Source organism: Micromonospora sp. NPDC049529, assembly GCF_055586685.1.
Genome location: NZ_JBVJHT010000013.1, coordinates 64804 through 90351 on the forward strand (window position 1 = coordinate 64804; position 25548 = coordinate 90351).

22 protein-coding genes are annotated in these 25548 nt (G+C 71.4%); 9 read left to right on the plus strand and 13 right to left on the minus strand.

Annotation, left to right across the window (positions count from 1 at the left end):
* Positions 1 to 37: 37 nt before the first annotated feature.
* The 8 genes from ACZ6QQ_RS23350 to ACZ6QQ_RS23385 form a co-directional block, all read right to left on the minus strand.
* Entirely contained in the window at positions 38 to 1168 is a 1131-nt protein-coding gene (locus ACZ6QQ_RS23350; protein WP_465879020.1) for a glycerophosphodiester phosphodiesterase, read from the minus strand.
* Positions 1169 to 1296: 128 nt separating this feature from the next.
* On the minus strand, positions 1297 to 2877 hold the full coding sequence (locus ACZ6QQ_RS23355) for a fused MFS/spermidine synthase (RefSeq protein WP_465879022.1): 1581 nt from the start codon (positions 2875 to 2877) through the stop codon (positions 1297 to 1299).
* Positions 2878 to 2913: 36 nt separating this feature from the next.
* Positions 2914 to 3990 (minus strand): coiled-coil domain-containing protein, encoded by a 1077-nt coding sequence (locus ACZ6QQ_RS23360; protein WP_465879024.1) that lies wholly within the window; start codon positions 3988 to 3990, stop codon positions 2914 to 2916.
* Positions 3991 to 4226: 236 nt separating this feature from the next.
* The gene (locus ACZ6QQ_RS23365; RefSeq protein ID WP_465879025.1) at positions 4227 to 5021 is read right to left on the minus strand and encodes an inositol monophosphatase family protein; all 795 of its coding nucleotides are present in this window, start codon (positions 5019 to 5021) and stop codon (positions 4227 to 4229) included.
* 4 nt (positions 5022 to 5025) lie between these two features.
* Positions 5026 to 5478, minus strand: coding sequence for a response regulator (locus tag ACZ6QQ_RS23370; protein WP_465879026.1), 453 nt, complete (start codon positions 5476 to 5478; stop codon positions 5026 to 5028).
* Positions 5475 to 7226, minus strand: a complete 1752-nt coding sequence (locus tag ACZ6QQ_RS23375; RefSeq protein ID WP_465879027.1) for a sensor histidine kinase — start codon at positions 7224 to 7226, stop codon at positions 5475 to 5477. The genes ACZ6QQ_RS23370 and ACZ6QQ_RS23375 overlap by 4 nt, the downstream gene beginning before the upstream one ends.
* Positions 7227 to 7237: 11 nt before the next feature.
* A complete protein-coding gene (locus tag ACZ6QQ_RS23380) occupies positions 7238 to 8464 on the minus strand; it encodes a PP2C family protein-serine/threonine phosphatase (RefSeq protein WP_465879028.1) in 1227 nt (408 codons plus the stop codon).
* A gap of 148 nt (positions 8465 to 8612) precedes the next feature.
* On the minus strand, positions 8613 to 8960 hold the full coding sequence (locus ACZ6QQ_RS23385; RefSeq protein WP_465879030.1) for a hypothetical protein: 348 nt from the start codon (positions 8958 to 8960) through the stop codon (positions 8613 to 8615).
* Between the two features lie 140 nt (positions 8961 to 9100).
* Between ACZ6QQ_RS23385 and ACZ6QQ_RS23390 the strand changes: the two genes are divergently transcribed.
* The gene (locus tag ACZ6QQ_RS23390; RefSeq protein WP_465879031.1) at positions 9101 to 11488 is read left to right on the plus strand and encodes a M28 family peptidase; all 2388 of its coding nucleotides are present in this window, start codon (positions 9101 to 9103) and stop codon (positions 11486 to 11488) included.
* A gap of 87 nt (positions 11489 to 11575) precedes the next feature.
* Here ACZ6QQ_RS23390 and ACZ6QQ_RS23395 read toward each other — a convergent pair whose 3' ends face one another.
* A complete protein-coding gene (locus ACZ6QQ_RS23395; protein WP_465879032.1) occupies positions 11576 to 13864 on the minus strand; it encodes a glycoside hydrolase family 9 protein in 2289 nt (762 codons plus the stop codon).
* Between the two features lie 263 nt (positions 13865 to 14127).
* On the opposite strand from ACZ6QQ_RS23395, the gene ACZ6QQ_RS23400 reads away from it, so the two are divergent.
* On the plus strand, positions 14128 to 15270 hold the full coding sequence (locus ACZ6QQ_RS23400; protein WP_465879033.1) for an FG-GAP repeat domain-containing protein: 1143 nt from the start codon (positions 14128 to 14130) through the stop codon (positions 15268 to 15270).
* Positions 15271 to 15327: 57 nt separating this feature from the next.
* Here ACZ6QQ_RS23400 and ACZ6QQ_RS23405 read toward each other — a convergent pair whose 3' ends face one another.
* From ACZ6QQ_RS23405 to ACZ6QQ_RS23415, 3 genes are all read right to left on the minus strand, one after another.
* Positions 15328 to 15582, minus strand: coding sequence for a Smr/MutS family protein (locus ACZ6QQ_RS23405; protein WP_121158332.1), 255 nt, complete (start codon positions 15580 to 15582; stop codon positions 15328 to 15330).
* Between the two features lie 54 nt (positions 15583 to 15636).
* The gene (locus tag ACZ6QQ_RS23410; RefSeq protein WP_465879034.1) at positions 15637 to 16005 is read right to left on the minus strand and encodes a tetratricopeptide repeat protein; all 369 of its coding nucleotides are present in this window, start codon (positions 16003 to 16005) and stop codon (positions 15637 to 15639) included.
* A 112-nt stretch (positions 16006 to 16117) separates the two neighbouring features.
* Complete coding sequence (locus tag ACZ6QQ_RS23415; RefSeq protein WP_465879035.1) at positions 16118 to 16870, minus strand: ROK family protein; 753 nt, start codon at positions 16868 to 16870, stop codon at positions 16118 to 16120.
* Between the two features lie 127 nt (positions 16871 to 16997).
* Here ACZ6QQ_RS23415 and ACZ6QQ_RS23420 point away from each other — a divergent pair, with 127 nt between their 5' ends.
* The 7 genes from ACZ6QQ_RS23420 to ACZ6QQ_RS23450 all read left to right on the plus strand — a co-directional run bounded on the left by ACZ6QQ_RS23420 (position 16998) and on the right by ACZ6QQ_RS23450 (position 24266).
* Positions 16998 to 18635 carry an ABC-F family ATP-binding cassette domain-containing protein gene (locus tag ACZ6QQ_RS23420; protein ID WP_465879036.1) on the plus strand — a complete coding sequence of 546 codons (1638 nt, stop codon included), beginning with the start codon at positions 16998 to 17000 and terminating at the stop codon, positions 18633 to 18635.
* A 66-nt stretch (positions 18636 to 18701) separates the two neighbouring features.
* Positions 18702 to 19016 (plus strand): hypothetical protein, encoded by a 315-nt coding sequence (locus ACZ6QQ_RS23425; protein ID WP_465879037.1) that lies wholly within the window; start codon positions 18702 to 18704, stop codon positions 19014 to 19016.
* A gap of 72 nt (positions 19017 to 19088) precedes the next feature.
* On the plus strand, positions 19089 to 19811 hold the full coding sequence (locus tag ACZ6QQ_RS23430; protein ID WP_465879039.1) for a methyltransferase domain-containing protein: 723 nt from the start codon (positions 19089 to 19091) through the stop codon (positions 19809 to 19811).
* Positions 19812 to 19898: 87 nt separating this feature from the next.
* On the plus strand, positions 19899 to 20477 hold the full coding sequence (locus ACZ6QQ_RS23435) for an NADPH-dependent FMN reductase (RefSeq protein WP_465879041.1): 579 nt from the start codon (positions 19899 to 19901) through the stop codon (positions 20475 to 20477).
* A gap of 75 nt (positions 20478 to 20552) precedes the next feature.
* Complete coding sequence (locus tag ACZ6QQ_RS23440; protein ID WP_465879043.1) at positions 20553 to 21635, plus strand: substrate-binding periplasmic protein; 1083 nt, start codon at positions 20553 to 20555, stop codon at positions 21633 to 21635.
* Positions 21632 to 23059 carry a hypothetical protein gene (locus tag ACZ6QQ_RS23445; RefSeq protein WP_465879044.1) on the plus strand — a complete coding sequence of 476 codons (1428 nt, stop codon included), beginning with the start codon at positions 21632 to 21634 and terminating at the stop codon, positions 23057 to 23059. Before ACZ6QQ_RS23440 ends, ACZ6QQ_RS23445 begins: the two co-directional genes overlap by 4 nt.
* A 19-nt stretch (positions 23060 to 23078) precedes the next feature.
* Entirely contained in the window at positions 23079 to 24266 is a 1188-nt protein-coding gene (locus ACZ6QQ_RS23450; protein WP_465879045.1) for an MFS transporter, read from the plus strand.
* On the opposite strand, the gene ACZ6QQ_RS23455 is transcribed toward ACZ6QQ_RS23450, so the two are convergent.
* Positions 24250 to 25509, minus strand: a complete 1260-nt coding sequence (locus ACZ6QQ_RS23455) for an amidase (protein ID WP_465879047.1) — start codon at positions 25507 to 25509, stop codon at positions 24250 to 24252. The two genes, ACZ6QQ_RS23450 and ACZ6QQ_RS23455, sit on opposite strands and share 17 nt — an antisense overlap.
* Between the last annotated feature and the right edge of the window lie 39 nt (positions 25510 to 25548).

Sequence of the window (25548 nt, forward strand, 5' to 3'; positions counted from 1 at the left end):
ATTGCGCCGATCCGCCGCCCGACGACGAAGGGAATGGTCAGCGCAGGGCGGCCCGGGCGGCGACCGCGGTGTCCGGGTGGTCGCTGAACACGCCGTCGAGGCCGAGGCTGAAGAACAGCTCGTACTCGGCCGTGATGTCGCCCCGGGCGTTCGGGTCGGCGCCGAGCCGGAAGTCGGTCGGCAGGAACTGGTTCTCCGCCCGGAACGTCCAGGCGTGCACGTCCAGGCCGACCCGGTGGGCGTCCCGGACGACGTTGGTGGGGGCGAGCAGCTTGCCGCTGGCGTCACGCGGCACGAGCAGGTTCTTGGCCGCGCCGATCCCGTCCGCGTACGTGCTGATCCACTTCAGGTTCTCCGGCTTGACCAGGTCCTGGTAGGTACGCGGGTCACCGGCGACGGTGAAGTCGTACGGCCGGCCGGAGGCGTCGAGCAGCTGGCCCAGGCGTACGTCGGTCAGCTTGCTCAGCTTGCGCAGGTTGGCGGTCTCGAACGACTGGACGAACACCGCGTCCTTGCGACTGTCCAGCCCGTTGCGGTCCAGGACCCGGACCAGCGGCTCCTCCAGGGCCAGCCCGATCGACTGGAAGTAGGTGGGGTGCTTGGTCTCCGGGTAGATGCCGATGGTCCGGCCGAGCCGCCGGCTCTCCGACTTGGCCAGGTCGATGACCTCCTGGAGGGTCGGGATCTCCAAAGTGCCGTCGAAGGCGGTGTTGGTCGGGCGGACCTGCGGCAGCCGCTCCTTGGCCCGCAGCGTCTTCAGCTCGGCCAGGGTGAAGTCCTCGGTGAACCAGCCGGTGACGGCGGTCCCGTCGATGGTCTTGGTGACCCGGCGGCCGGTGAACTCCGGGTGGTCGGCCACGTTGGTGGTGCCGGAGATCTCGTTCTCGTGCCGGGCGACGAGCACCCGGTCGCGGGTGGACACCAGGTCGGGCTCGATGAAGTCGGCACCGAGGCGGATCGCCAGCCGGTACGACTCCAGGGTGTGCTCGGGCCGGTAGCCGCTGGCGCCACGGTGGGCGATCACCAGTGGCTTCGCCGAGGCGCGGGACGTGTCCGCGTGCCGCGCGCCCGACTCGTCGTCACGGGCGGCGTACGACGAGGTGGGGATGGCCACCACCGTCGCCAGCATGACGCCGGCCAGGCCGAGAATGGAAAGGGTACGTCGCACCGAGGATCTCCTGACATGGGTTCGGGTGGAACCCGATCCAACCGCCGACGGGCGACGGTCAGGAGGTCGATGGTTGACCGTGAGATGAATATCTGTCCGGTTCGATACCGGGTGACCTGCGGCGACGGTCAGCCCGTGGCGAGGAGTTGGTCGACCGGGGCGTACTCGTCGGTGAGTACGATCGCGTCGTCGACGAACCCGTCGAGGTCGGGCCCGTCGAGCACGGTGACCGGTTCGTCGGTGGCGCCCAGTTGGAGCCGGAGCGCGTCGAGCGGCAGTGGATGGTCGGCGGCGACGATGAGGAAGTTGGCGCCCCGCGCGCCGGTGATCGCGTTCGGCGGCGCGACCAGCGCGACGTGGGGGAACTCGGCCATCACGGTGGCCAGTTCGGCGCGGATGAACCGCAGCGGCGGGTAGTCGATGACGTTCTGCACGTAGATGCCGCCGGGGCGGACCACCCGCCGGATGTCGGCCGCCATCTCCCGGGTGGCGAGGTGCCACGGCACGACGAGGTGCCCGAAGGCGTCGCCGACCACCAGGTCGGCGCTGTCGTCGGGCAGGTCGCCGAGCAGCATCCGGGCGTCACCGACCACCGCGCGCAGCTCCGGGCCCGGCCGTACGCCCAGTTCGCGGCGACCCAGCTCGACCAGCTCGCCGTCGATTTCGAACACCGTGTTGACGGTGCCGGGTCGGGTGGCGGTCAGGTACGTCGGGATGGTGAACCCGCCGCCGCCGAGGTGCACCGCGTCCAGCCGTTGCCCGGCGGGAGCGGCCACGTTCGCCACCGCGCCGATCCACTGCGTGTACGCGAACTCCAGGTGCGTCGGGTCGGCCAGGTCGACGTAGGAGTGCCAGGCCGAGTTGAGGATGAGCAGCCGGCCGTCCGGGTTCTCCGCGTCGGCCTCGACGCTGGCGCAGTGGTACGCGGTCTCCACGTCGCACGGGTTCGGTGCCACCGTGGCCAGTCCCGCCCCGACGAGTCCGAGCAGCGCCAGCGCGGCCTTGACGCCGGGCCGACCCGGCACCGAGGTCCGCTCCTGCCGCCACAGGTACCAGCCGAGCCAGAGCCCGGTCAGCCCGAGCAGGACCGCGAGCCCGACCATGATGACGGTGCTCGGCAGCGCCGCGACCAGCACGAATCCGGTGCCGAGGGTGGCGGTGATGCCGCCCAGGGTGCCGATGCTGGACAGTCGGCCGACCACCTGCCCGGTCCGGCGCAAATCGCTGAGCTGGAGTTTCACCACCAGCGGCGTGACGGCGGCGAGCAGCGCGGCGGGCAGGAAGACCGCCAGCGCGGTCAGCAGCAGGATGCCGGCGGTGGCTCCGCCGCGCAGCACCTCGCCGGCGTACCGGACCACGGGCAGGGTGATCGCGGTGCTGATGCCGGCGAGGACGAGGGCCGGGGCGAGCAGCGTACGCGGGTCGCGCCGGTCGGCGAGCCAGCCGCCGAGCCAGGCCCCGTACGCGATCGCGCCGAGCGCCACCCCGATCACCGAGCTGGTGACCTGGAGGGTGACGCCGAGGTACGGGCCGACCAGGCGCAGGGAGACGGTCTCCAGTACGAGCACCGCGCCGCTGGCGAGGAAGACGAGGGTGGCGGCAAGGCCGTTCGGCAGGGCGCGGGCCCCGGCCGCCTCGGTCACGGGTGGACCGGTCGGTGTCACGGGCGCGTCCGCCGGGGCGGGTACGTTAGCGGGTGTTGTGTCCATCGGTGGGATGGTACGCAGGCCGGCGGGCGGTTCGCGTCAAACCATCGAGAGATGAACATGGTTCGTGTGGTCGCCGGCCGGGCTGCCGCCGCCGTTGTAGGACCGCCAACCGGTGCCGGGCATCCAGATCTGTCGGTACCAGATGACGTAGAGCACGCCGAGCGAGCCGGCGTTCTTCACGTAGTACGCGGCCAGGTTGTTGCCGTACGTGCGGTCGCCCCCGGTGGCGTCGGCGTCCTTGAAGCCGTCGGTGGCGGAGGAGAAGTCGCAGGCGCGGCCCTTGGGGTGTTCGCCGCCGCCGCTGGGGCGGTGGCAGGAGACGTACCGCTTGTAGCCGGCGGCCTTGGCCTGGTTCATCGCGTGCAGGGTGCGCGGGGTGATGCAGCCAGAGGTGGTCGGGTCGTCGACGCTGCACGACTCCTTCGGCCAGGAGCCGTCGGAGTTCTTCTGTGCCGGCTTGGCCGAGGGCGAGTTGGCGGCGACGAAACCGGCCGCGTTCTTGCCACCGACGGCGGCGAGGGCGCGTTCGGCGTCGGTCTTGCGCTTGGCGATGACGGCGAGCTGCTTCTGCTGTTCGCGTACCTCGTTGTCGATCGCGGCCTTGGCCCGGGTCGCTTCCTCGCGGGCGGCGGTGAGCGCCCGCAGCTGCTTGTCGTCGCGCTGGGCCATCACCTCCAGCCCGGCGGCCCGTTCCAGGAACGCCTCGGGCGAGGCGCTGTTGAGCAGGGTGGCGACGGCGCTGAGCCGGCCGAGCCGGTACGACTCGACGGCGACCTCGGCGACGACCGCGTTCAGCTCGACCAGTCGGGCCTCGACCTTGGTCAGTTCGGCGGTGAGCTGCGCCTGACGCTTGACCGAATTGTCGAGTTTGGCCTTGGCCTCGATGTGTCCCTTGGAGACGGCTTCGAGCGTGTCCCGCAGCGCCTTGCTACCGCCCTCCTCGCCGGGACCGCTCGGCGCGAACGCGAGTGGCCCGTGACCGAGAGTGCGCGCGGCCGGCGCCACGGCGGCGGCGGGGGTTCCGGTGGCGACCACCACGGCGGCGAGCGCTGCCGCGAGCGTTACCGACGCGCGGCGCCGGATCCTGGCCGTCCTGCGAGGCACGAAAGCCATTCCTTCCGTCGGCCGCCTACCCCCGTTACCTGGTAGCTCTTTCGGCGGCGGCCTCCGCCGGCACCGGATGCGGCGCCTTCGGGCGAGAGACCGGAGGTCACACTACCGGACCCCGGTCGCGCTGTCGGCCCTGAGCGCCTACCACATTGCACGGTCCCCGGTGAATGAAACACGTCATTCACTCTGTGTATCAGCGATCACACCGAAGGTGCCGTTGATCGCACCGAACGCATCGATCAGACGACCGGGATCAGCGTCTCGCGCACCGTGTGCCAGGTCCGCTCGTCGGCGGCGACGAGCAGGCCGTCCCGGTCGTCGGCCGGGTGGTACGGCTCCCCGTCCAACCGTCGCGCCACCCCGCCCGCCTCCCGCAGCAGCAGCACACCGGGCGCGTGGTCCCAGGGCAGGGTGCGCCAGAACAGGGCGAACTGCTGGACCCCGGTGAGGATGTCCGCGTACTCGCGGCCGGCGCAGTGCTGGCCGGGCAGGACCGTACCGAGCCGGTGGGTGCCGGCCTCGACCGAGGACCGCCAGGCCGCCGGCAGGAAGCGGGTCATCACCGCGCCGCGCAACGCCGTCGCCGGCTCGACCGTCGGCCGCGCCACCACCCCGTCGACGTACGACCCGTGCCCCGCCTCGGCGGTCAGCAGCCGGTCAGCGATCGGGTCGAGGATCCAACTCGCCCGGATCACCCCCGCCTCCAGCAGCGCCACCATCACCGCGAACGGCTCCCGTCCGGCAGCGAAGTTGGCGGTCCCGTCGAGCGGGTCGACCAGCCAGACCGGGACCGTACCGTGCAGGTGCGTCAGGAGCGCGGGGTCGGCGGCGACACCCTCCTCGCCGACCACGACGGACCCGGGCAGCAGCCTCGACAGTCCCTCGCCGAGCAGTTGCTCGGCCCGCCGGTCGGCGACCGTCACCAGCTCACCGGGAGCCTTCTCGGACACGTCGGCCCGCCCCAGATGACCGAAGAGCGGCAGGATGACCTCGGCCGCGACGGTCCTGAGCAACGCACCCACTTCGTCGATCATGGCGTCAGCCCCGCGGCGGGAGCTTCACCACACTGACGAAGAACTCGTCGATCTGCCGGACCACGGTGATGAACCGATCGAAGTCGACCGGCTTGGTCACGTACGCGTTCGCGTGCAGCTGGTAGCTGCGCAGGATGTCCTCGTCGGCCTGCGACGTGGTCAGCACCACCACCGGGATCCGGCACAGCTGCTCGTCGTTCTTGATCTCCCGCAGCACCTCCCGGCCGTCGCGGCGGGGCAGGTTGAGGTCGAGCAGGATCAGGTCCGGCAGCATGACGTCCGCGTACTGGCCCTCGCGCCGCAGGTAGGCCAGCGCCTCGGCGCCGTCGGAGACCACGGTCAGCCGGTTGCGCAGCTTGTGCTCCTCGAACGCCTCCTGCGTCATGAGCACGTCGCCGGGGTCGTCCTCGACGAGAAGAACCTCTATCGGACTCTTCCCGTCCGCCGGTGCCGTCATGCCACGATCTCCTTTGTCTCACCGGGCTTCGAACCGGCCGGCCCACCGGCCGCCGGGCCGCCCGGCCCATCCGAGTTGTTGTCGTCCTGCTCCCCGGCCGACTCCGGCCCGCCGTCGGCCGGCAGCCCGTCCGGGCCACCGGACTGCTCCGGTACGGCCGGCGTACCGGCCAGCTCCGGCTGTCGGGCCTGGACCGTCACCGGCAGGGTGAACCGGATCACGGTCCCCTCGGGGACGTCCAGGTCCACCCAGATCCGCCCGCCGTGGTACTCGACGATCTTCTTGACGATCGCCAGCCCGATCCCGGTGCCCGGGTACGCGTCCTTCGAGTGCAACCGCTGGAAGATCACGAAGATCTTGTCGACGAACTCCGCCTCGATCCCGATGCCGTTGTCCGCGCAACTGATCTCCCACTCGTCGTCGACCCGGCGGGCCGAGATCCGTACCCGAGGCGGGACGTCCGGGCGGCGGAACTTGAACGAGTTGCTGACCAGGTTCGCCAGCAGGTTGGTCAGCAACGCCTCCTCGCCCAGCACCACCGGCAGGTCGGACCAGGTCAGCTCGCCACCGGCGTACTGCCGGGCCGCCTCGGTCTGCCCGGCGACGTCACCCATCACCTGGTTCAGGTCGACCTCGACGAAACCGGTGGTGAGCCGGCCGATCCGGGAGAAGGCGAGCAAGTCGTTGATCAACCGCTGCATCCGCTGGGCACCGTCGACCGCGAACGCGATGTACTGGTCGGCGCGCTCGTCGAGCTGGCCGGCGTACCGGCGTTGCAGCAGCTGGCAGAAGCTCGCCACCTTGCGCAGCGGCTCCTGGAGGTCGTGCGAGGCGACGTAGGCGAACTGCTCCAGGTCACGGTTGGACCGGACCAGCTCCTCCGCCTGCTTCTGCAACTGGCTGTTGACCCACTCGATCCGGGTACGCGCCTCGCGTACCTCCGCCAGGTCGGCGGCGATCTTGCGGCGCATCGCGTCCACGTCCCCGGCGAGCTGGGCCAGCTCCGGCGGACCCGCCTTCTCGATGTCGCGCTGGTAGTCGCCCCGGGCGACCGCGCGCACCTGCTCGGCCAGGTTGGTCACCGGACCGATCACCGTACGGTTCAGCGACACCAGCAGGGCCACCCCGGCGAGGACCACCACCACACCGGCGAGGATGAGCAGCAGGACCAGGGTGTTGCCGGTCTTGCGGGCCTTGACGGCGACCTCGTTGCGCAGGTCGAGGATCAGATCCTGCAACCGGTCGGTCGAGCCGCGCAGCGCGTCGAACTGCTGCCGTCCCCGCTCGTTGACCAGGGCCTGCCCAGCACTCGGACCACCGCTGGCGGTCGCGTCCACGATCGGCTGGGCCACCTCCGCCCGCCACTGGGCCGCCTGGTCCCGGACCAGGTGCAACTGCCGGCGGATCTCCGGATGGTCGTCGAGCAGCGCGTCCATCCGGGCGATCAGGGCAGCCTCCTGCTTCCGCCCGTCGTCGTACGGCGCCAGGTCCGCCCGGTCGCCGCTGACCGCGTAACCGCGTACCGCCGTCTCCTGGTTGACCAGGGCGGTCGGCAACGACTCCGCGTCGGTACGCAGCGGCCCGGTCTTGGTCAGCAGGGTGTCCAGGTGTGAGCGGTTCGCGTTCGCCACCACCGCCTCGCCGACGGCGAGCAGTGCCAGCACCGAACCCACCACCACGAGCAGCGCGGTCACCCGGCGACGCAGGCTCCAGCCGTACGGGCGCAGCGCCGAGGTCGTCGTGTTCATTCCCATCTGCATCAGCGGCCCCCGCCCCGGGTCACCAGCAGCATCGCCACGTCGTCGGCGAGCGGGCCACCGTTGAGCTCCTCGGCCCGGCTGACCAGCCAGCCCGGCAGGTCCGCCAACGGCACCGCCCGGCCTTTCGGGTCGGCGACCAGCCCACCGAGCCCCGGTACGTCGAGCCGGTCCGGCCCCTCGCCGATCCGCCCCTCGATCAATCCGTCGGTATACAGCAACAGGGACCAGTCCTCGGTGTCGAATGCCAGGTCGAAGGCGATCGGCGGGCGGGGACGAACCCCGAGCAGCAACCCGCCCGGAACCGGCACCGGGGTGACCCGGCCACCGGAGAAGAGCAGCGGCGGCGGATGTCCGGCGAGCCGAAAGGTGGCCCGGTTCGCGGCCAGGTCCAGTCGTACGGTGGCCACCGTCGCGAAGATCTCCCGGAGCCGGCGCTCGCTCATCAGCACCTGCTCCAGCGCGGGCAGCACCTCGTCGTCCGGCACCCGGGCGAGCACCAGGGCCCGCCAGGCGACCCGCAACTCCACGCCGAGCGCCGCCTCGTCCACCCCGTGCCCGCAGACGTCGCCGACGATCAGGTCGACCCGGTTCGGCGTGGTCTGCACCACGTCGTAGAAGTCGCCGCCGATCAGCGCGGCGTGCCGGCCCGGCCGGTAGAAGGTGTGCACCTCGACCTGGTCGGTGTCCATCAGCGGCTGCGGCAGCAGGCCGCGCTCCAGCCGGGCCGACTCCGCCTGGCGCAGCTCCACCTCACGCAGCCGCCGCGCGTTCTCGTCGGCCCGCTTGCGCTCGACCGCGTACCGCAGTGCGCGGGACAGCAGGACCCCGTCGACCTGCCCCTTGACCAGATAGTCCTGGGCGCCCTCGGCGACCGCGTCGACGCCGAGCCGCTCGTCCTGGCGGCCGGTGAGCACACAGACCGCCGCACCGGTCGACATGGCGAGGACCTGACGGAGCCCGTCCAGCCCCTCGGCGTCGGGCAGACCGAGGTCGAGCAGGACGCAGTCGACCCCGGCGATCTGCTGCCGGGCCTGGTTGAGGCTGGTCGCCACCAGCAGCTCGATCGCCGAATGGGTCTCGGCGAGCAGCTCACCGACGAGGAAGGCGTCACCCTCGTCGTCCTCGACCAGCAGCACCCGCAACCGTTCACCCGCCGGCAGGTTGGGGTGCCGGCCGAGCCCGCCGTGCGGGTAGGTCCGCTGTGGCACCACGGAGGAACCGGTCATGCCGGCACTCCGCACCGCCGCGGACCGGTCCCGGATCGGGGGTCCTCGATACTGATCTCCTGCTCCTTCGCGATCAACCTGCTGATCCTGTACCACCCCACGCTGCCACACAACACGGGGAACGCGGCGACCCGCGCCGATCGGCCGATCATCCGAGCGGTCCTCCGTCCGGTGACATCCGCGCGGCCCGGGCGGCGATCACCTCGCCGAGGATCCCGTGCAGCCGACCGCAGTCGAGACAGTGCAGGTTGTCGTCCAGCCGGCGGCTGCCGCACTGCGCGCAGCAGCCCCGGTCGGCCGGGTCACGATAGCCGGCCAGCGCGGCGCCCAGCGCCCGGACCAGGTACGGAGTGAGCGAAAGACGCTCGGTGGCGTGCCGGTGCCGAAGCTCTACCGAAGCCACCGGGGTAGCCGACGGATCCGGGTCGTACGGCGCCACCCGCTCGACGAACTGCCGCAGCAACTCGATCGGATCAGGCTCATGGACCGGGGTCATACGCCCAACGCTATGCGACAACCGGGGCCAACCGTCAGTCACCCACCGGCACCCGACCCCGGACGGGATGGCGCACACCGTACGCGCCGGTAACACTGATCACCCACGCCCCAGGAAGCCCTCTTCCCCCAGGAGGAACCGTGGCCGCCCCCGTCCAGTCACCGCCCGAACACGCACCATCCCGAGCGGTCCGGCCCGCCCGACGCTGGCCGGCCGCCACCGCCGCCCTGGCCGTACTGGTCGCGATCGGTGCAGCCGCGCTGCTCGACCTGCGTACCCCCGCCCCGGTCGGCGCAGACGCACCCGCCGGCCGGTTCAGCGCCGGCCGGGCCGCCGGACACCTGGGAATCGTCGCGGCGCGTACGCACCCCGCCGGCAGCCCCGCCAACGACGAGGTACGGGCGTACCTCGAACGAACCCTGCGCGACCTCGGCCTGCCCACCGAGGTTCAGGACACGGTGGCCGAGGAGGCCGGCGAACTCAGCGGCGGGGCCGGCGGCGCCACCCTGGCCCGGGTACGCAACGTGGTGGCCCACGTCCCCGGCACCGACCCGACCGGCCGGGTGTTCCTGGTCGCCCACTACGACTCGGTGCAGTCCGGCCCCGGCGGCAACGACGACGCGGTCGGGACCTCGGCCATCCTGGAGGTGGCCCGCGCGCTGAGCACCGGTCCCCGCCCCCGCAACGACATCGTGTTCGTGCTCACCGACGCCGAGGAGGCGTGCCTCTGCGGCGCGTCGGCGTTCGCGTCCGACCACCCGCTCGCCGCCGACGGCGGCGTGGTGCTCAACGTGGAGGCGCGCGGCAGCACCGGGCCGGTGATCATGTTCGAGACCTCGGCGGACAACGCGGGCCTCGTCGGCGTCTTCGGCCGGGCCGCACCACACCCGGCCGGGACGTCGTTCGCGGTCGAGGTCTACCGGCTGCTGCCCAACGACACCGACTTCACCGCCTTCCTCGACCACGGCTTCACCGGCCTGAACTCGGCCTACCTGGACGGCGGGGCGATCTACCACACCCCACTGGACACCCCGGAGACCGTCGACCGGGGCAGCCTGCAACAGCACGGCGACAACGCGCTGGCACTGGCGCGCGAGTTCGGTGCCACCGACCTGGCCGACCTGCGCGCCGGCGGCGACGCCACCTACTTCCCGGTGCCGGGCGCCCTGGCCCGCTACCCCGGCTGGCTGACCTGGCCGCTGGCGCTGCTCGCGGTCGTCGCGGTCGGACTGTTCGGCTGGTTCAGCCGGCGCCGGGGGCACGCCTCCTGGCCCCGGATGGCCGCCGGCTTCGGGCTGGCCCTGCTGCCGATCGTGGTCGCACCGGTGCTGGCGCAGCTGCTCTGGCTGACCGTCACCACCATCCGCCCCGGTTACGCCGAACTGCTCGACCCGTACCGGCCGCTGGCGTACCGGCTGACGGTGCTGGCGCTGGCCGCCGCCGTACTGCTCGGCTGGTACGCGCTGTTCCGCCGCCGGATCGGGGCGGCGGCTCTGGCCTTCGGCGGGTTCGGCTGGCTGGCCGTACTCGGGGTGCTGCTCGCCGAGCTGACTCCGGGCGGGGCGTACCTGGCCACCCTGCCGGCGCTGGCCGGCGCGGTCGGCGGGCTGGTGGCGCTGGCCGTACGGCCGGGCAGCCGGTGGGCGGTGGTCGCGGTGACCGCCGGTGCCGCCGTCGGGGTGGTCGTCCTGCTGCCGACCGTCATGCTGCTCTTCCCCGCGCTGGGCATGGCGATGGGCGGGGTCGCGGCGCTGTTCGCCGTGATGCTCGGGCTCGGCGCGCTACCGGTCCTCGACCTGCTCCACCCCGCACCGCCCGCCGAGGCGGCGACGGCCATGGGAAAGCGGTGGCGGGTCGCGGTTCCGGGGCTCGTGGCGGCGCTCGCCGCCCTGGTGCTCGCCGGGACCGGCCTGGCGGTCGACCGGTTCGACGCCGCGCACCCGGTGCCGACCCACCTGATGTACGCCCTCGACGCCACCACCGGCACCGCCCGCTGGCTCAGCCACGAGACCGAACCGCAACCCTGGACCGACCCGTACGTCGACACCCCCGTGTCGCTCGTGGCCGACTTCCCGGCGCTCGGTGGCGAGACGCTGCTCGCCGGCCCTGCACCGGCGGCCGCCCTGCCCGCCCCGGCACTGACCGTGCTCGCCGACTCGACCGACGGTGCCGCACGCACCCTGCGGCTGCGGCTGACCCCGCAACGGCAGGTACGCCTGACCACCCTGCACGTGGCCGCGTCGACGACGGTGGTGCGGGCGACGGTGGCGGGGCGCAACGTACCCGCGGGTGGCGGCGGGACCGACCGGCCGTGGGGGTTCGGGCTGGTCTTCCACGCCCCGCCGGCCGACGGGATCGAGATCGAGCTGGTGCTCACCCTCGGGGACGGCCCGGTGTCGCTGCGCGCGATGGACGCCAGCGACGGCCTGTCCGGGCTGCCCGGTTTCCGTCCCCGCCCGGCCGGGGTGGGCGTGGTCGGCTCGCACAGTTCGGAGATGGTCGCCGTCGCCCGCACCTACTCGTTCTGAGCGGCGAGTTCGTTCTGAGCGGCGAAGACTCGTTCTGAGCTGCGCGGAAGGGCCCTTCTCGGGCAGGGGCCCTTCCGCGCAGCCGGGTCAGTGGTGCCGGTGGGCGTCCCCGTTGTCCTGGTCGGCGACGAACGCCGCGATCCAGGCCAGCGGGGCGTTCCAGTTGATGGTCAGCTCGTTGGTCGACCAGGACTCGATGTCGTCGAGGTAGCAGAACTGCGGCGCGCAGCCTTGCAGTTTCTGCTGCGCCACCGGGTCCTGGATGGCCGAGTTCGGGCCGCCGGAGAGGGTGCCCCGGGGCGGGTTGGGCAGGTCCGGGTTGAGTTGGCGGGCGTACCAGCGGCTGTGCTGGTTCTGCGCGGCGACCTCGCCGTAGCCGGTGACGTACGACTGGTTCAGCGCGTTGCGGCCGAACAGGTAGTCCATCGCCTTCAGCACCCCGTCGCGGTAACGGTCCCGGCCGGTCAGGTCGAAGGCGGTGGCGAGCACGATCGCGTTGTTGACGATCAGGTTGTTGGAGCCCCAGTCCCACAGGTTGTCGGCCGGCGCGTACGGCACCCCGTACGGGTGGGCCTCGATCGTGGCCAGGTAGCGGTCGGCGCCCTGGACCACCGAGGCGCGTACCCGGTGCCGGTCCGGCAGTGAGCTGGGCAGCGTGGCCAGGTCGAGCCGGCCGAGTGCGGCGGTGTTGCCCCAGTCGAAGCCCCGGTCCCGCCAGACGTCGGCGGTGTGGTGCGGCGAGGCGAGGACCGCGTCGCGGTATTCGCGTGCCCCGGTGGTGAGGAACAGTTCGGCGGCGGCCCAGTAGAACTCGTCGCTGACGTCGTTGTCGTTGTAGGCACCGCCGCCGTTGGCGTCGGCCGGGTCGGCGTAGATCGTCGGGTTCGCCACGGCCGCGGCCCAGGCGGTCTTCGCCGCGCGCAGGTTCCGGTCGGCGAAGGCCCGGTCGTACGGGCGGAAGACGCGCGCCGCCTGGGCTGCGGTCGCGGCCAGGTTGAGCGTCGCGGCGGTGCTCGGCGGGTGCAGTTCACGCCGCTTGTCGTCCAGGTGCGGCAGCAGCGGCAACCCGGTCCACGAATCGTCGTGGATCTTGTGGTGGGCCATGCCGGCCTTCGGTTTGCCGGCCGGGACCTGCATGCTGAGCAGGAACTCCTGTTCCCAGCGCGCCTCGTCGAGGATGTCCGGCACCCGGTTGCCGCTCTCCGGCAGGTCGAGGGTCCGGTCGCCGAGCCGCTCCGGCTGCGCGGTGTCGGCCCGCCGGGAGCGCTCGTACTCGCTCATCAGCTGGTGCACGGAGATGCCACCGTTGACGACGTACTTGCCGTGGTCGCCGGCGTCGTACCAGCCGCCGGAGACGTCCAGGGTGTAGTCGCAGACTCCGGGTTGGCAGGGTACGGCGGTGTCGCCCTGGTTCGGGGCGAGGCCGACGTGACCGGCCGGGCGGCCGTAGCCGGGGCGGAGTCGGTCGAGGATCTCCACCCCGCTGCGCTGGGTGTAGTAGAACTTCAGCGCGTCGGTGCGCAGCCGTTCCCAGAAGTCGGTGCCGAGGTCGAACGGCCGGCTGGTCTCCCCGTCGGCGACCAGGGTGTAGCCGGTCCCGGTGCCGGTGTAGCGGCCGAAGTCGATCGAGTGGACCCGCTGCCCGGAGGAGGGGTCGAGCCCGCGCGGGGTGGTCCGGCCGGTGGCCACCACCCGGCCGGCCCGGTTGCGCAACGACCACGGCAGCGCGGCGGCGGCGTCGGTGACGACGGTGGCGTTCTTCGGCCCCTTGGGCAGGTAGCCGACCTGGTTGACCCGGACGCGCGGGCCGGTCTCCGGTACGTAGACGTCGGGTGCCGCGCCACCGCGCAGCGAGACGTTGTCCAGGCAGACCGTCCACGGCTCGACACTGCCGCCGAGTTGGAAGGCGACCTGCGCGTTCGGCAGGTCGACCGGGGAGGTGAAGGTGTAGCGGTAGTCGTTGCCGGAGACGCTCAGCTCGGGATTGGCCGAGAGATACTGCGTGTACGGGTCGACCGGCAGTTGCACCAGCGCCTTGCCGACCTTGTTCGGGGTGGCGGTGCCGAAGAACCGGAACTCGTACGTCTCACCGGCGACCAGCGGGACGTTGTCCTGGCCGATGATGACGTCCCACGGGTTGACCGTGCCACCGGGTACGGCGGCGCAGAGCCGTCCGCTGCTGCTGTCCAGGGTCAGGTTGCCGGTGCCCCACCAGGGGACGTGACCACTGTCGAAGGTGCCGTTGACGATCTGCTCGGGTCCGGGCTCGGGGTCTTCGGCGTACGCGGCCGGTGCGCTCAGTGCGGTGCTGGCCAGTGCGGCCACGGTGAGTACGGCGAGTGGTGCGGCACGCCGGGTGGGTGGTCGGTTTCGCACGGGAGTCCTTTCGGTGGAGGACACGGTCCGGCCAGGGCGCGACGTCGGCGTCGTGTTCGGGTCACGGCACCCCCGTCATGGAAGCGCTCCCAGGGCTACGGCGATATTGACAGCGAGTTTCAGGCATGTCAATGTATCGACCCATTGAGTAACCAGTAGTAGTTGTCAGATCACAGTCAGTTGAGATGAGTGTTCCATGCCACCCGCTACGGTCCGAGAAACCCCAGCTCAGACGGGGATCGTCGCACCCTGGAGGCCCTCCTATGTGGACCAAGACAATCAACTCGATCGTCGCCGTGACCGCCGTACTGGCCGTTGTCGCCGGGGCCGGACCGCCTGCGGGTGCGGCCACCGTCGGCCGAACACAGCTGGAACCGGCGAGCCGGGAATCCGTGACGAACCAAGCGGAGGGAGTCATTCTGGGCGACCTCAACGGGGACGGGTTCGTCGACCGGGTCACCCTCGGCTCCACCCCCGACGCCTGCGGGGCCGTCGTCGAACTGGGCACCCGGACCGGTGGCTACCAGTCGCCGGTGCTGAGGTCGTACCAGCCGCCGAACCCATGGGAGCCCTCCTACTCCTGCCCGGATATCGGCGTCGTCCTGGACCTGGGCGGCGACGGCGCACCGGAGCTGGTGCTGAGCTGGGGCAACCCGCCGAATGCCTATCAACTCGTGGCACTGCGCGACTTTCAACCGGTCTTCACCATCCGCGGCGACATCCAAGCAACGGACCAGACCCTCAACATCGCCGACCTCGACGGAGACGGACGCCAGGACATCTGGATCACGAAGGGCATGGGACTGGAGACCTACATCAACACGGCCGAGGGCACGCTCGTCAGCGGTTTGCAGGAAGTGTGCACGGTCGCGCTGAACACCGCGCTGGCCGACTTCGACCACGACGGTGGCAGCGAGATCGTGGTGGTCACCTACGACGACTGCGGCACGCCGGAGACACCGTCGCTGGTCCAGGTGTTGTTCGCCGACGGCCGGAAGGTCACCCTCGACGACGGGGCCGACTTCCCGGACGTGACCACACTCGACGCCAACCGTGACGGTCACCGGGATGTCCGGACCACCGGCTGGTACAACGGCGTCACCACCTACTTCGGTCGGGGCGACGACACGTTCGTGGCCGGGCCGGTAACCAACGACGACGTCGCACAGGCCTACCGCAACACCCCGAAGGTCATCAAGGTACGCGACAACGACTTCGCCAGCAGCAACGCGAAACTCACCATCGTCACCCCACCGAAGTACGGCCGCCTCGACAACAGCGACCCCCGGTACGAGATCCGGTACGTCCGTACCGCCACGCACAAGCTCGCGGACACCTTCGTCTACCGGCTCACCGACAACGGCAAGCGGGACACCGCCACCGTCACGGTGAAGATGAAGGACTGACCCACGCAAAGAAGAGTGGCCAACCGGTGCCGATTGGCCACTCTTTTCGGTCAAATCCTATTTCCAGCGAAAGTGTACGAAGACTCGGCCGAAGTTGTTCGAGTCCTTCTCCACCCGATGGTAGATCTGCTTGATCTCCTTCTGGTCGAGGAAGCGCAGCACCCGCTTCTTCAACTGACCGGAGCCCTTGCCGGGGATGATCTCGACGAGGGTGGCCTTCTTCGCCACCGCCTCGTCGATGATCCCGCGCAGCGCGCGGTCGATGTCGTGGCCACGGTTGAAGATGTCGTGCAGGTCGAGCTTGAGCTTCATCGCACGCCCATCCCCCGGTCAGCTCCCATGGCAACCCATCGTAGGCAGCTCACCTCAGCGGGAGCCGCCGACCTTGCCCTCCACCCGCCGCAACGCGGTCTGGTAGTCGTCGTTCTCCGAGTGCATCGCCGCCGCGATCCGCAGGTGCCGCAGCGCCTCCGGCGCCCGCCCGACCCGCTCCAGGGTCCGGCCGAGCACGTGGTGCGCGTAGTGGTCGCTCGGGTCGCGGTCGACCAGCACCCGCAACTGCTCCTCGGCCCGACCGAGCTGGGCCGACTGGAAGTACGCGCGAGCCAGCAGCTGGCGTACGGACGCGTTCGTGGGCTCCGCCTCGACGATCGGCTCCAGCAACCGGGCCGCCCCGCTCGGATCCCCGGTCTCGAAGAACATGGTCGCCCGCCGGTACTCAGCCAGAAGATCCACTAGACCAACCCCCTCGTCCCGTACGAACCGGTCCCCACTGACGCTGACACAACACCGGGCCGATCGCGACTGTTCCCGCCGCCGAACTCGTCCGACCCGTGCCCCGCCCCGCTCAGCCCGCCGAGATCGCCCAGGCCCGGACACCACCGACAATGCCCGCCGTGTTCGGTACGACCACCACGTCATCGCCCATCCGGGCGAGCTGCTCCGGGCGGATCAGCCGCGAGTTGCCGCCACCGAGATAGAGCCGGTCCCAGTGGAAGACCGGGCGCAGACCCTCGACGACCCCGCGTACCCGGCGGGACCAGAAGCCGTCGCCCAGCCGGCGGCGTTCGTGCTCGCCGATGTAGGTGTCGTAGCTCATCCCCCAGCGCACCGGCGCCTGGGACAGCTCCAGGTGCGGGGCGAGCCGGCCACCGTCGAAGAGCGCGCAGCCCAGGCCGGTGCCGAGGGTGAGGACGAGTTCCGAACCGGTCCCGGCGACCACCCCGGCGCCGTGCACCTCGGCGTCGTTGAGCACCAGCACCGGCAGGCCGAACGCGTCGGTGAGCGCGGTCCGGGCGTCGAACCCGGCCCACTCGGCGGTCAGCTCCGGGTCGGGTTTGGTCCGGGGACCGGCCCGGGTGATGTAGTGCGGGGTCGCCACCACCACACCGTGCCGCAGCATGCCGGGCATGCCGATGGTGACCCGGTCCGCCGCCGGCAGTTGGCCGCCGAGATCCACCAGGGTCTTGACGAAGAGCGCGGGCGGCAACGGGTACGGGGTCGGCACCCGGATCGGCCGGGACCGCATCGTCCCCGCCTCGTCCAGCACCGACGCCTTCAACCCGCCGCCGCCGCAGTCGATCGCGAGAGTCGTCGCCACCGACCCAGTCTGCCCCGCCACCGGCCCCGGCCACCCGCCGGCCGGCGGATATCCCCGGCCGCGCCGGGCACCTGCCCGTGTGGGTCGCCGGTGCCGCGACGACCGACCGGATAACATCGGCGTTCTCATGAGTGCCACGCTGATCGCCAAGGACCTGACCGCCGGGCACGGGGACCGAGTCCTGTTCACCGGGCTGGACCTGGTCGTCGCCCCGGGCGACGTGATCGGGCTGGTCGGGGTGAACGGCGCCGGCAAGTCGACGCTGCTGCGCATCCTCGCCGGGCTCCAGCCGCCGGAACAGGGCACGGTGCAGCTCACCCCGCCCGGCGCCAACGTAGGGCACCTGCCCCAGGAGCCGGAACGGCGACCGGGCGAGGCCGTCCGGGACTTCCTGGCCCGGCGTACCGGGGTCACGACGGCGCAGGCCGACCTGGACGAGGCCACCGAGGCGCTCACCGCCGGTCTGCCGGGCTCCGACGACGCGTACGCGACCGCGCTCGAACGCTGGCTCGCGCTCGGCGGCGCGGACCTCGACGAGCGGGCCGAACAGGTGGCCGCCGAACTCGGGCTCACGGTCGACCTGGACGCCCTGATGACCACCCTCTCCGGCGGCCAGGCGGCTCGCGCCGGGATGGCCTCGCTGCTGCTCAGCCGGTACGACATCTTCCTGCTCGACGAGCCGACCAACGATCTCGACCTGGCCGGGCTGGACCGGCTGGAACGGTTCGTGACCGGCCTGCGGGCCGGCACCGTGCTGGTCAGCCACGACCGGGAGTTCCTCACCCGGACCGTCACCGCCGTGCTGGAACTGGACCTGGTCCAGCAGCAGGTGCGCCTCTTCGGCGGCGGTTACGCCGCCTACCTGGAGGAACGGGAGGTGGCCCGCCGGCACGCCCGAGCCGAGTACGACGAGTACGCCGACACCCGCGCCGGGCTGGAGGCGCGGGCGCGTACCCAGCGGGCCTGGATGGAGAAGGGCGTACGCAACGCCCGCCGCAAAGCCCCGGACAACGACAAGGTCGCCAAGCACGCGCGGGGCGAGACGAGCGAGAAGCAGGCGGCGAAGGCGCGGCAGACCGAGCGGCTGATCGAACGCCTCGACGTGGTCGAGGAGCCCCGCAAGGAGTGGGAGCTGCGGATGGAGATCGCCGCCGCGCCCCGCGCCGGTACGGTCGTCGCCGCACTGCGGGGTGCGGTGGTGGACCGGGGCGGCTTCACCCTCGGGCCGGTCGACCTCCAGATCGGCTGGGCGGAGAAGGTGGCGATCACCGGGGCCAACGGTGCCGGCAAGTCCACCCTGCTCGGCGCCCTGCTGGGGCGACTGCCGCTGACCGCCGGACACGCCTCGCTCGGGCCGGGGGTGGTGGTCGGCGAGGTCGACCAGGCCCGGGGACTCTTCCTCGGCGACCAGCCGCTGGTGGACGCGTTCGGCGCGGCCGTACCCGAGTTGGCGCCGGCCGACGTACGGACCCTGCTGGCGAAGTTCGGGCTGCGGGCGGCGCACGTACTGCGCCCGGCGGCGACGCTGTCACCGGGTGAGCGGACCCGGGCGGCGCTGGCCCTGCTCCAGGCCCGTGGGGTGAACCTGCTGGTGCTGGACGAGCCGACGAACCATCTCGACCTGACCGCGATCGAGCAGCTGGAGTCGGCGCTGGACGCGTACCCGGGGACGTTGTTGCTGGTCACGCATGACCGCCGGATGCTTGCGGCGGTCCGGACCACCCGGCACGTCGAGGTCGACGCCGGCCGGGTCACCGAACGCTGACCTAGCCCCGGCGGGTCGCGGTCGTTCTCGCCTTGCCGACCTGCCGGAATAGACGACAATGAGCCCATGGTCCAGTTCGAGTACGCCTTGCTCGTACGGCGCCGGCAGGCCCGGCTAGAGGACACCGGTTGGGAACTCATCTACACCTGGTACGGCCCGGACGGCTCGATGCTCGACGTCTCGGCGTACGGCGAGACCGCGCTGGAGCACCTGAACCGGGCCGGTCTCCAGGGCTGGGACCTGGTCGCGGTCACCGATGACAGCTCGATGGAGGGTACCGCCGAACTGCACCGCTACCACCTGAAACGGGTGCTGCCGCCGACCCCGCCCCGGCAACGGATCCGGGCCGCCCGGCTCGGCCGCCGCCCCTCGCCCCGCTGACACCACAGCCCGGCAAAGGTGCCCGGGCATGATCGGCCCATTTCTGGGTAGCCCGCGCCGGGAGGTGGGCCCATGGTCGCGTTGGCACGTACGGCGTGCTCCGGCGAGCGGCTTCGGGAGATCGACGGGTTCCTCACCGAGGCGTGCGCCGATCTGGCCGAGCACGATGACCGGCTGCGCGGGGTGGCGGTGGACGTCCGCTTCGACCGGGGTGTGGCGCACCTGACCGGCGACGTCGCCGACCTGCGGCAGCTGCGGATGGTCAAGCAGTTGGTCGGGCGGTTCGACGGGGTGCTCGCGGTCTGGTCCCGGATCCGGGTCGGTGGCCGGGAACCGGTGGTGATGGACCTGGGCTGCGGCGCGGCGAAGCAGTACCCGGAGAACCTGGGCCTGGACCTGCGCCGGGCGGACGGGGTGGACGCCCAGGCGGACCTCTCCGGAGCGCTGCCGCTGGCCGACAAGTCGGTCGACGTGATCTTCACGGTGCACATCCTGGAGCACCTGATCGACTTCCTGTCCCTGGTCGACGAGTGCCACCGGGTGCTCCGGCCGGGCGGCACCCTGCACATCATGAGCCCCTGGTGGGGGCATGTGAACGCGGTCGCCGACCCGACCCACGTACGGCTGCTGGACGTACAGACGATCAAGGGGATCTGCTCCCGGCCACCGGGCACCCCGCGCTGGTACCCGCTGCACGCCGGTTGCGACGGCGCGTCGATCTTCGCCGACCTGACCCCGCTGGAGCCGGGCGATCCGGAGCCGACGAGCAGCCACCTGGCCCGCTTCTTCGACTGAGCCACTCCCCGGGAATCGACGCGTACCAGCCGTGAGACGCTGGTCCGGCCAGGTAGTCGTACCACGACAAGAGGGGACGTACGCGGCATGCCCAAGCTGCACGTCATCATCGCCAGCACCCGCCCCGGCCGGATCGGTCTGCCGGTCGGCGAGTGGTTCTTCGACCGCGCGACCGGGCACGGCGCCTTCGACGTGGAGCTGATCGACCTGGCCGAGTGGAACCTGCCGATGATGGACGAGCCGAACCATCCCCGGATGCGCCGGTACGAGGGCCAGCACGCCCTGGACTGGAGCGCGAAGATCGACGCCGGGGACGCGTACGTGCTGGTGATGCCGGAGTACAACCACGGCTACACGGCGCCGCTGAAGAACGCCATCGACTACCTGCACAACGAGTGGCAGTACAAGCCGATCGGCCTGGTCAGCTACGGCGGCCTCGCCGCCGGTACGCGGGCCCAGCAGCAGATCAAGCCGGTCCTGCTGGCGCTGAAGATGGTGCCGCTGAACGAGTCGGTGATGATCCCGTTCGTCGGGTCGCTGCGCGACGAGGACGGGACCGGGATCCGGCCGACCGAGCAGATGGAGAGCCAGGCGACGGCGTTGCTCGACGAGCTGGCCCGGTGGGCGCTGGCGCTCAAGCCGATGCGCGAGATCCCCTCGGCCTGATCCCCGCACCCCGCGACGTGACGACAGGGTGACACGAGTCTGTCGAGTGTGGATTCGCGCGGATAGCATCCGTTCGTGACCCCGAACTCGCGGCGGCTGTCCGCCCTGTGGAAACCGTTGCGAGGTTGGGCGCCGGCACTGGTGCTGCTGGCGGCGGTGGTCGTGGCGACCGGAGTCGTCGCCGTCGGGCTGCGCGGTTCCCCCACCCCACCGTCGCGGGCGGTGCTGGTCTCCAGCGGATCGTGGGCACCGTTCGTCGGCCCCGAGCTGCCCTCCGGCGGACCGGTCACCCGGTTGGTGGTCGAGGTGCTGAGCCGGTCCGGTTACTCCCCCGAGATCGGGTACACGTCGTGGTCGCTCGCCGAGGAGCAGGTCTCCTCCGGCGCCTCGATCGGGGCGTTCCCGCTGGTCGGCAGCGAGTCACGGCGGGCCGACTTCCTCCTGTCCGACCCGCTGGTCGACTTCGAGTACGTCCTGTTCCACAACCGGGCCGCCGGTGCCCCGACGATCTCGTCCGCCGCCGACCTGGCCGCGCTGCGGGTGGGCGGCATCACCGGGTACGACTACTGGGCCGAACTGGAGGCGGCGGTCCCCGAATTCGTCCGGTTCGGTTCGGCGCTGGAGGGCTTCCGGGCGCTCGCCGAGGGCCGGATCGACCTGCTCGCCGAAGGGCTGCTCTCCGGCCGGGCGGTGCTCGCCGACCCGTCCTTCGCCGGGGACGCCGAGCAGTTCGGTCACCTCCAGGGTGACAACCCGCTGGTCCGCTCGGTGCAGGGCCTGTACTTCATGATGGCGGACAGCGACGAGGCCACCTCGGTGATGGCAAGGTTCAACACGACCCTGGCGAAAATGCGCCAGACCCAGGAGTACGCGGACATCGTCGCGGACCTCGAACCGGCCGCGCCGCGCGAGGTGACCCTGACCCCGGTCGGCGCCACGGGTCTGGTGGAACTCCTCGACGCCGACGGCAACCTGGTGCTGCTCGCCCCGAGGGGCACCCGCGCGCAGGTCCTGGCCTGGCCCGAGGCGTTCGCCGCGACCGCCGCACCACCGCCGGCCCGGATCCTCGTCCGAGTGAAGATCACCAACGGTCCGGCGCAGGGCCGGGTGCTGCACGTCGACGCCCGCGCCCTGCTGCTCGGAACGGAACCGTCATGATCCAGCTACGGATCCTGGCCCCGGTGGTCGTGGACTACTACGCCGTACCCGGGGCTTCGCTGCGAGATCCGCACGGGTACGCGCAGTTCTGGGCCGAGTTGCAGCCGGCGGTGGACGAACTGCTCGTCGAACAGGCGCCGGAGCCGGCACCGGACCGCCCCCGACGGCCGCCGTCCATCGTGTTGCAGCACACCCAGCCGACGAGTTCGCTGAACCTCTACCGCACCATCAGCGACCACGCCGTCGAGCGCACGATGCACGTCCTCACCGGCACGCTCCACCCGGAGCATCTGCCGGGTGAGTTCGACGGCGTCACCACCGCCCCGCACACCGGGGTCACCGAGATCACCTTTCGGCTCTTCGACCACGGCGTGATGCTGCTGGAGATGTTGGCGGACGTGGATCCGAGGCCCACCGAGGACCCCCACGGCCTGGCCGGGCGGTTGGACGACCTCCAGGCGGCGGCGGTGTCGATGGGTGAGCGGGTGGCCCTGGAGACGGTCGCCCGGTACCTCGACCCGGTGCTGCGGCTGCTGCGTCGGGCCGACCGAGGCAACCGGATCCTGGTGGCGGCGACGCCGGAGGACGACCCGGTGACGGCGGAGTTCGGCGAACCGCTCTGGGTCACCCGCAGTCTCGTACTCGACCCGGCCGAGCCGGGGGCGGACGCGGTCACCCGGCACTGGGTCAAGGACGTGGTGATGGCCGGCGACAACCGCAGCCCGGCGGACCGGCTCCTGGGCGGGGAGCTTGAACACCTGGTCCGCTGGCTGAACTACATCTTCATGGACCGTACGGGTGCCGGCGGCCGGATGCTGCCCGGTGACCCGTTCCGCGACCAGTGGGACGCGCTGCGCTACGCGCAGGTGTTCTACGGCACGCTGGACAGGATCGACACCCGACTGTCGAAGATCCTCGCCGACTCGGCGGCGGCCACCTCCCGCTGGGACCTCGAACAGCTCAGGGAACACCTGTTGGCCCTGAGCCAGCGCGCCGAGCTGATCATCATGGAACGCCAGGACCTCTCCAAGTACCTCAAACGCTCGGTACGGGTGGAGATGGACGCCATCCTGGAGTTCTGGGACTACGAGGGCCTGCTGGCGCAGCCCGTACGCTTCAAGATCGAAATCTGTGACCGGCGGCTGGCCGAACTCGCCGCGCGACGGACGGCCCGGTCCGGGATGTTCACCGACCTCATCCTGCTCGGCATCGGTGTCACCTCCATCCTCGCCACCGCGCTCGCGGTGACCGAGTTCGGGCGGTCGATGGCCAACGACCCGGACATGGCCGTCTACGACCTCGGACGATCGTCCATGGTGGAATGGGTCGCCGCGCAGCCGGCCGACGCCATCCTGATCGCCTCCGGGGTGGTGTCGCTGCTGCTGGTCGTCATGTACCTCTTCTTCCGCCGCGACCGGACCTGACGGGGCGCGACCGGACCCGATGAGAACAGCCCTGCGCAGCCGCCCGATCCGGATCCTCACGATCACCCAGTTCCTGCTCGAAGTGCAGTTCTGGTTCCCCATCTGGCTGATCTACCTGCTCGACCTGGGCTTCCCGCTCACCACGGCCGTGCTCGCCGACGGGGTGTTCCGGATCGTCTCGGTGATCTGCGAGTTCCCGGTGGGACTGGTCGCCGACCGGATCGGCCGACGCCGCACCTACCTGACACTGGCCGGCGCGACCGTACTGACCTTCACCGTCATCACGCAGATCCAGTCGGTGCAGGTGCTGTTCGGGGCCTGGATCCTCTGGGGCGTGCTGTGGGCGCTGTCGTCCGGCGCCGCCAGCACCTACCTCTACGAACTATGCGCCGCCGACGACCTCGACATCGACCCGGCCAGGGCGTTCGGGCTGGTCCGGGCGGTCGGCAACGGTTCCGTACTCGTCTCGCTGCTGGCCGCGGGCTACCTGTACGAGGTGGACCACCGGCTGCCGTTCGCCGTCACCGCCGTACTGGCCGCGCTGGCGCTGCTGCTCGCGTACCCGCTGCCGGAGATCGCCGGCTCACGGATGGTGGCCACCGTCGGCTCGGTGCTGGCCGACATCCGGGGGGCGGCAGCCGACCACCGGGTACGCCGGGCCGTGTGGCTGGGCGCCCTGCTGCTGCTCTTCGGCTGGAGCGCCCGCATCCTGTTCCAACCCCTGGCCCTCGAACTGGGCCTGTCCGCCCGTGTCACCGGCTGGATGTACGGGGTGTTCGCGGCCGCCTCCGTGCTCGGCGGGCTGGTCGCCGGATACGTACGACCACCGCGCCGCCCGGCCGCACTCGCCACCGCGTTCCTGCTCATTCTCGCCGCGCTGGTGGCGACTAACCAGGTGGACCGGCTCGGCCCGTTCCTCTTCCTGCCGCTGATGGGATTCGGGTACACCCTCGGCCTGACCGTGCTGGAGGTCTTCACCAACGAGGTCGCGCCCCGAGCCGTACGCGCCACGATCTTCGGGGTGGTCGCCTGCGTCGGCGGGATCGGCATCGCCGTGGCCCGGCCCGGTCTCGGGGTGCTGGCGGAACAGCACTCCACGTCCTTCGCGTTCGGCATCTGGGCCGGCGTCGGTGTGCTGCTCGTCGGCCTGGCGGTGCCGGGCATCCGCCGCATCGGCGCGGCCGTCCGTCCTACCCCCGAACGGTGAACGGTGGCGACCCGGCGGGCGCCCGGTGACGCAGCCGGCTCTCGACGAGGAGCGCGGTCGCGCAGAGCAGTTCCTCGCCGAAGGCCGGACCGACCAGTTGCAAACTCGGCGGCACGGCCGAGTTCGGCGACACGGCCGAGTTCGGCGACACGGCCGAGTTCGGCGACACGGCCGGATTTGGCGGTATGGCCGGCACCGAGATCACGGCCGGCACTGGGATCACGGCCGGGACCGGCATCGCGATGGCGGGCAACCCGGCGAGGTTGACGGGTGCGGTCAGGGCGGTGAGCGGGAAACCGGCGAAGTCGGTCGACAACGGTGGTGGCGCGACCAGCGTCGGCAGGGCCAGCAGGTCGACCTCGGCCAGGGCGGCGGTCACCTCCCGCTGCCAGGCCCGCTGCGCCGACCTCGCCTCGGCCAACTGCTCGCCGCTCACCGCGCGACCCGCGCGCAGCGCCCCGTTGGCGAGCGGACTCATCCCCTCCGCGTCGAGCAGCGCATGATGCGCCTGCCAGAACTCGCTGATCACGATGGTGTCGAAGGCCACGTGGGTGGCCTCCCACCCGTCCAGCCGTACGGCCCGAACGGTGAGCCCGGCGGCGTCGAGCGCGGCGTCGACGGCCTCCTCGACCGCGGGGTCGACCCCGCCGATCCGCAACCGGCCGACGGTTCGGGCGGCTGCGGGAGCGATGGTCCACCCCGGTTCGAGCAATCGCATCCCGGTCACCACACCGGCCACGTCCCGGGCGAGCGGGCCGACCGTGTCGAGACTCGGCGCGAGGGGCCACACCCCACCGGTCGGGACCCGTCGCCAGGTCGTCTTGAGACCGACGACGCCGCAGCAGGCGGCCGGGATGCGGACCGATCCGCCGGTGTCCGTACCCAGGGCTATGTCGGCCTCGGCGGTCGCCACCGCCACCGCACTGCCGCTCGACGAACCACCCGGAATGCGATCCGGCGCCAGCGGATTGACCGGGGTGCCGAGCACGGCGTTGTCGCCGACCGGGCTGAGGCACAGCTCGGTCAGGTTGGTCTTCCCCACGATGTGCGCACCGGCCGCCCGTACGCCGGCCAGGCAGGCGGCGTCGGCGGGAGCGGGCACGGCCCGGTCCCGTACGGCCGCACACCCTGCGGTGGTGACCGCGCCGGCCACGTCGATGGCGTCCTTGACCGCCACCCGGAGCGTGCCCGGGACAGGATCAGGATCGGCGCGAGGCGCGAACCGCTCGATCCAGGTCGTCACGGGAGGAAGCTACTACCCGCCGCAGCTGCCGGGCGAGCC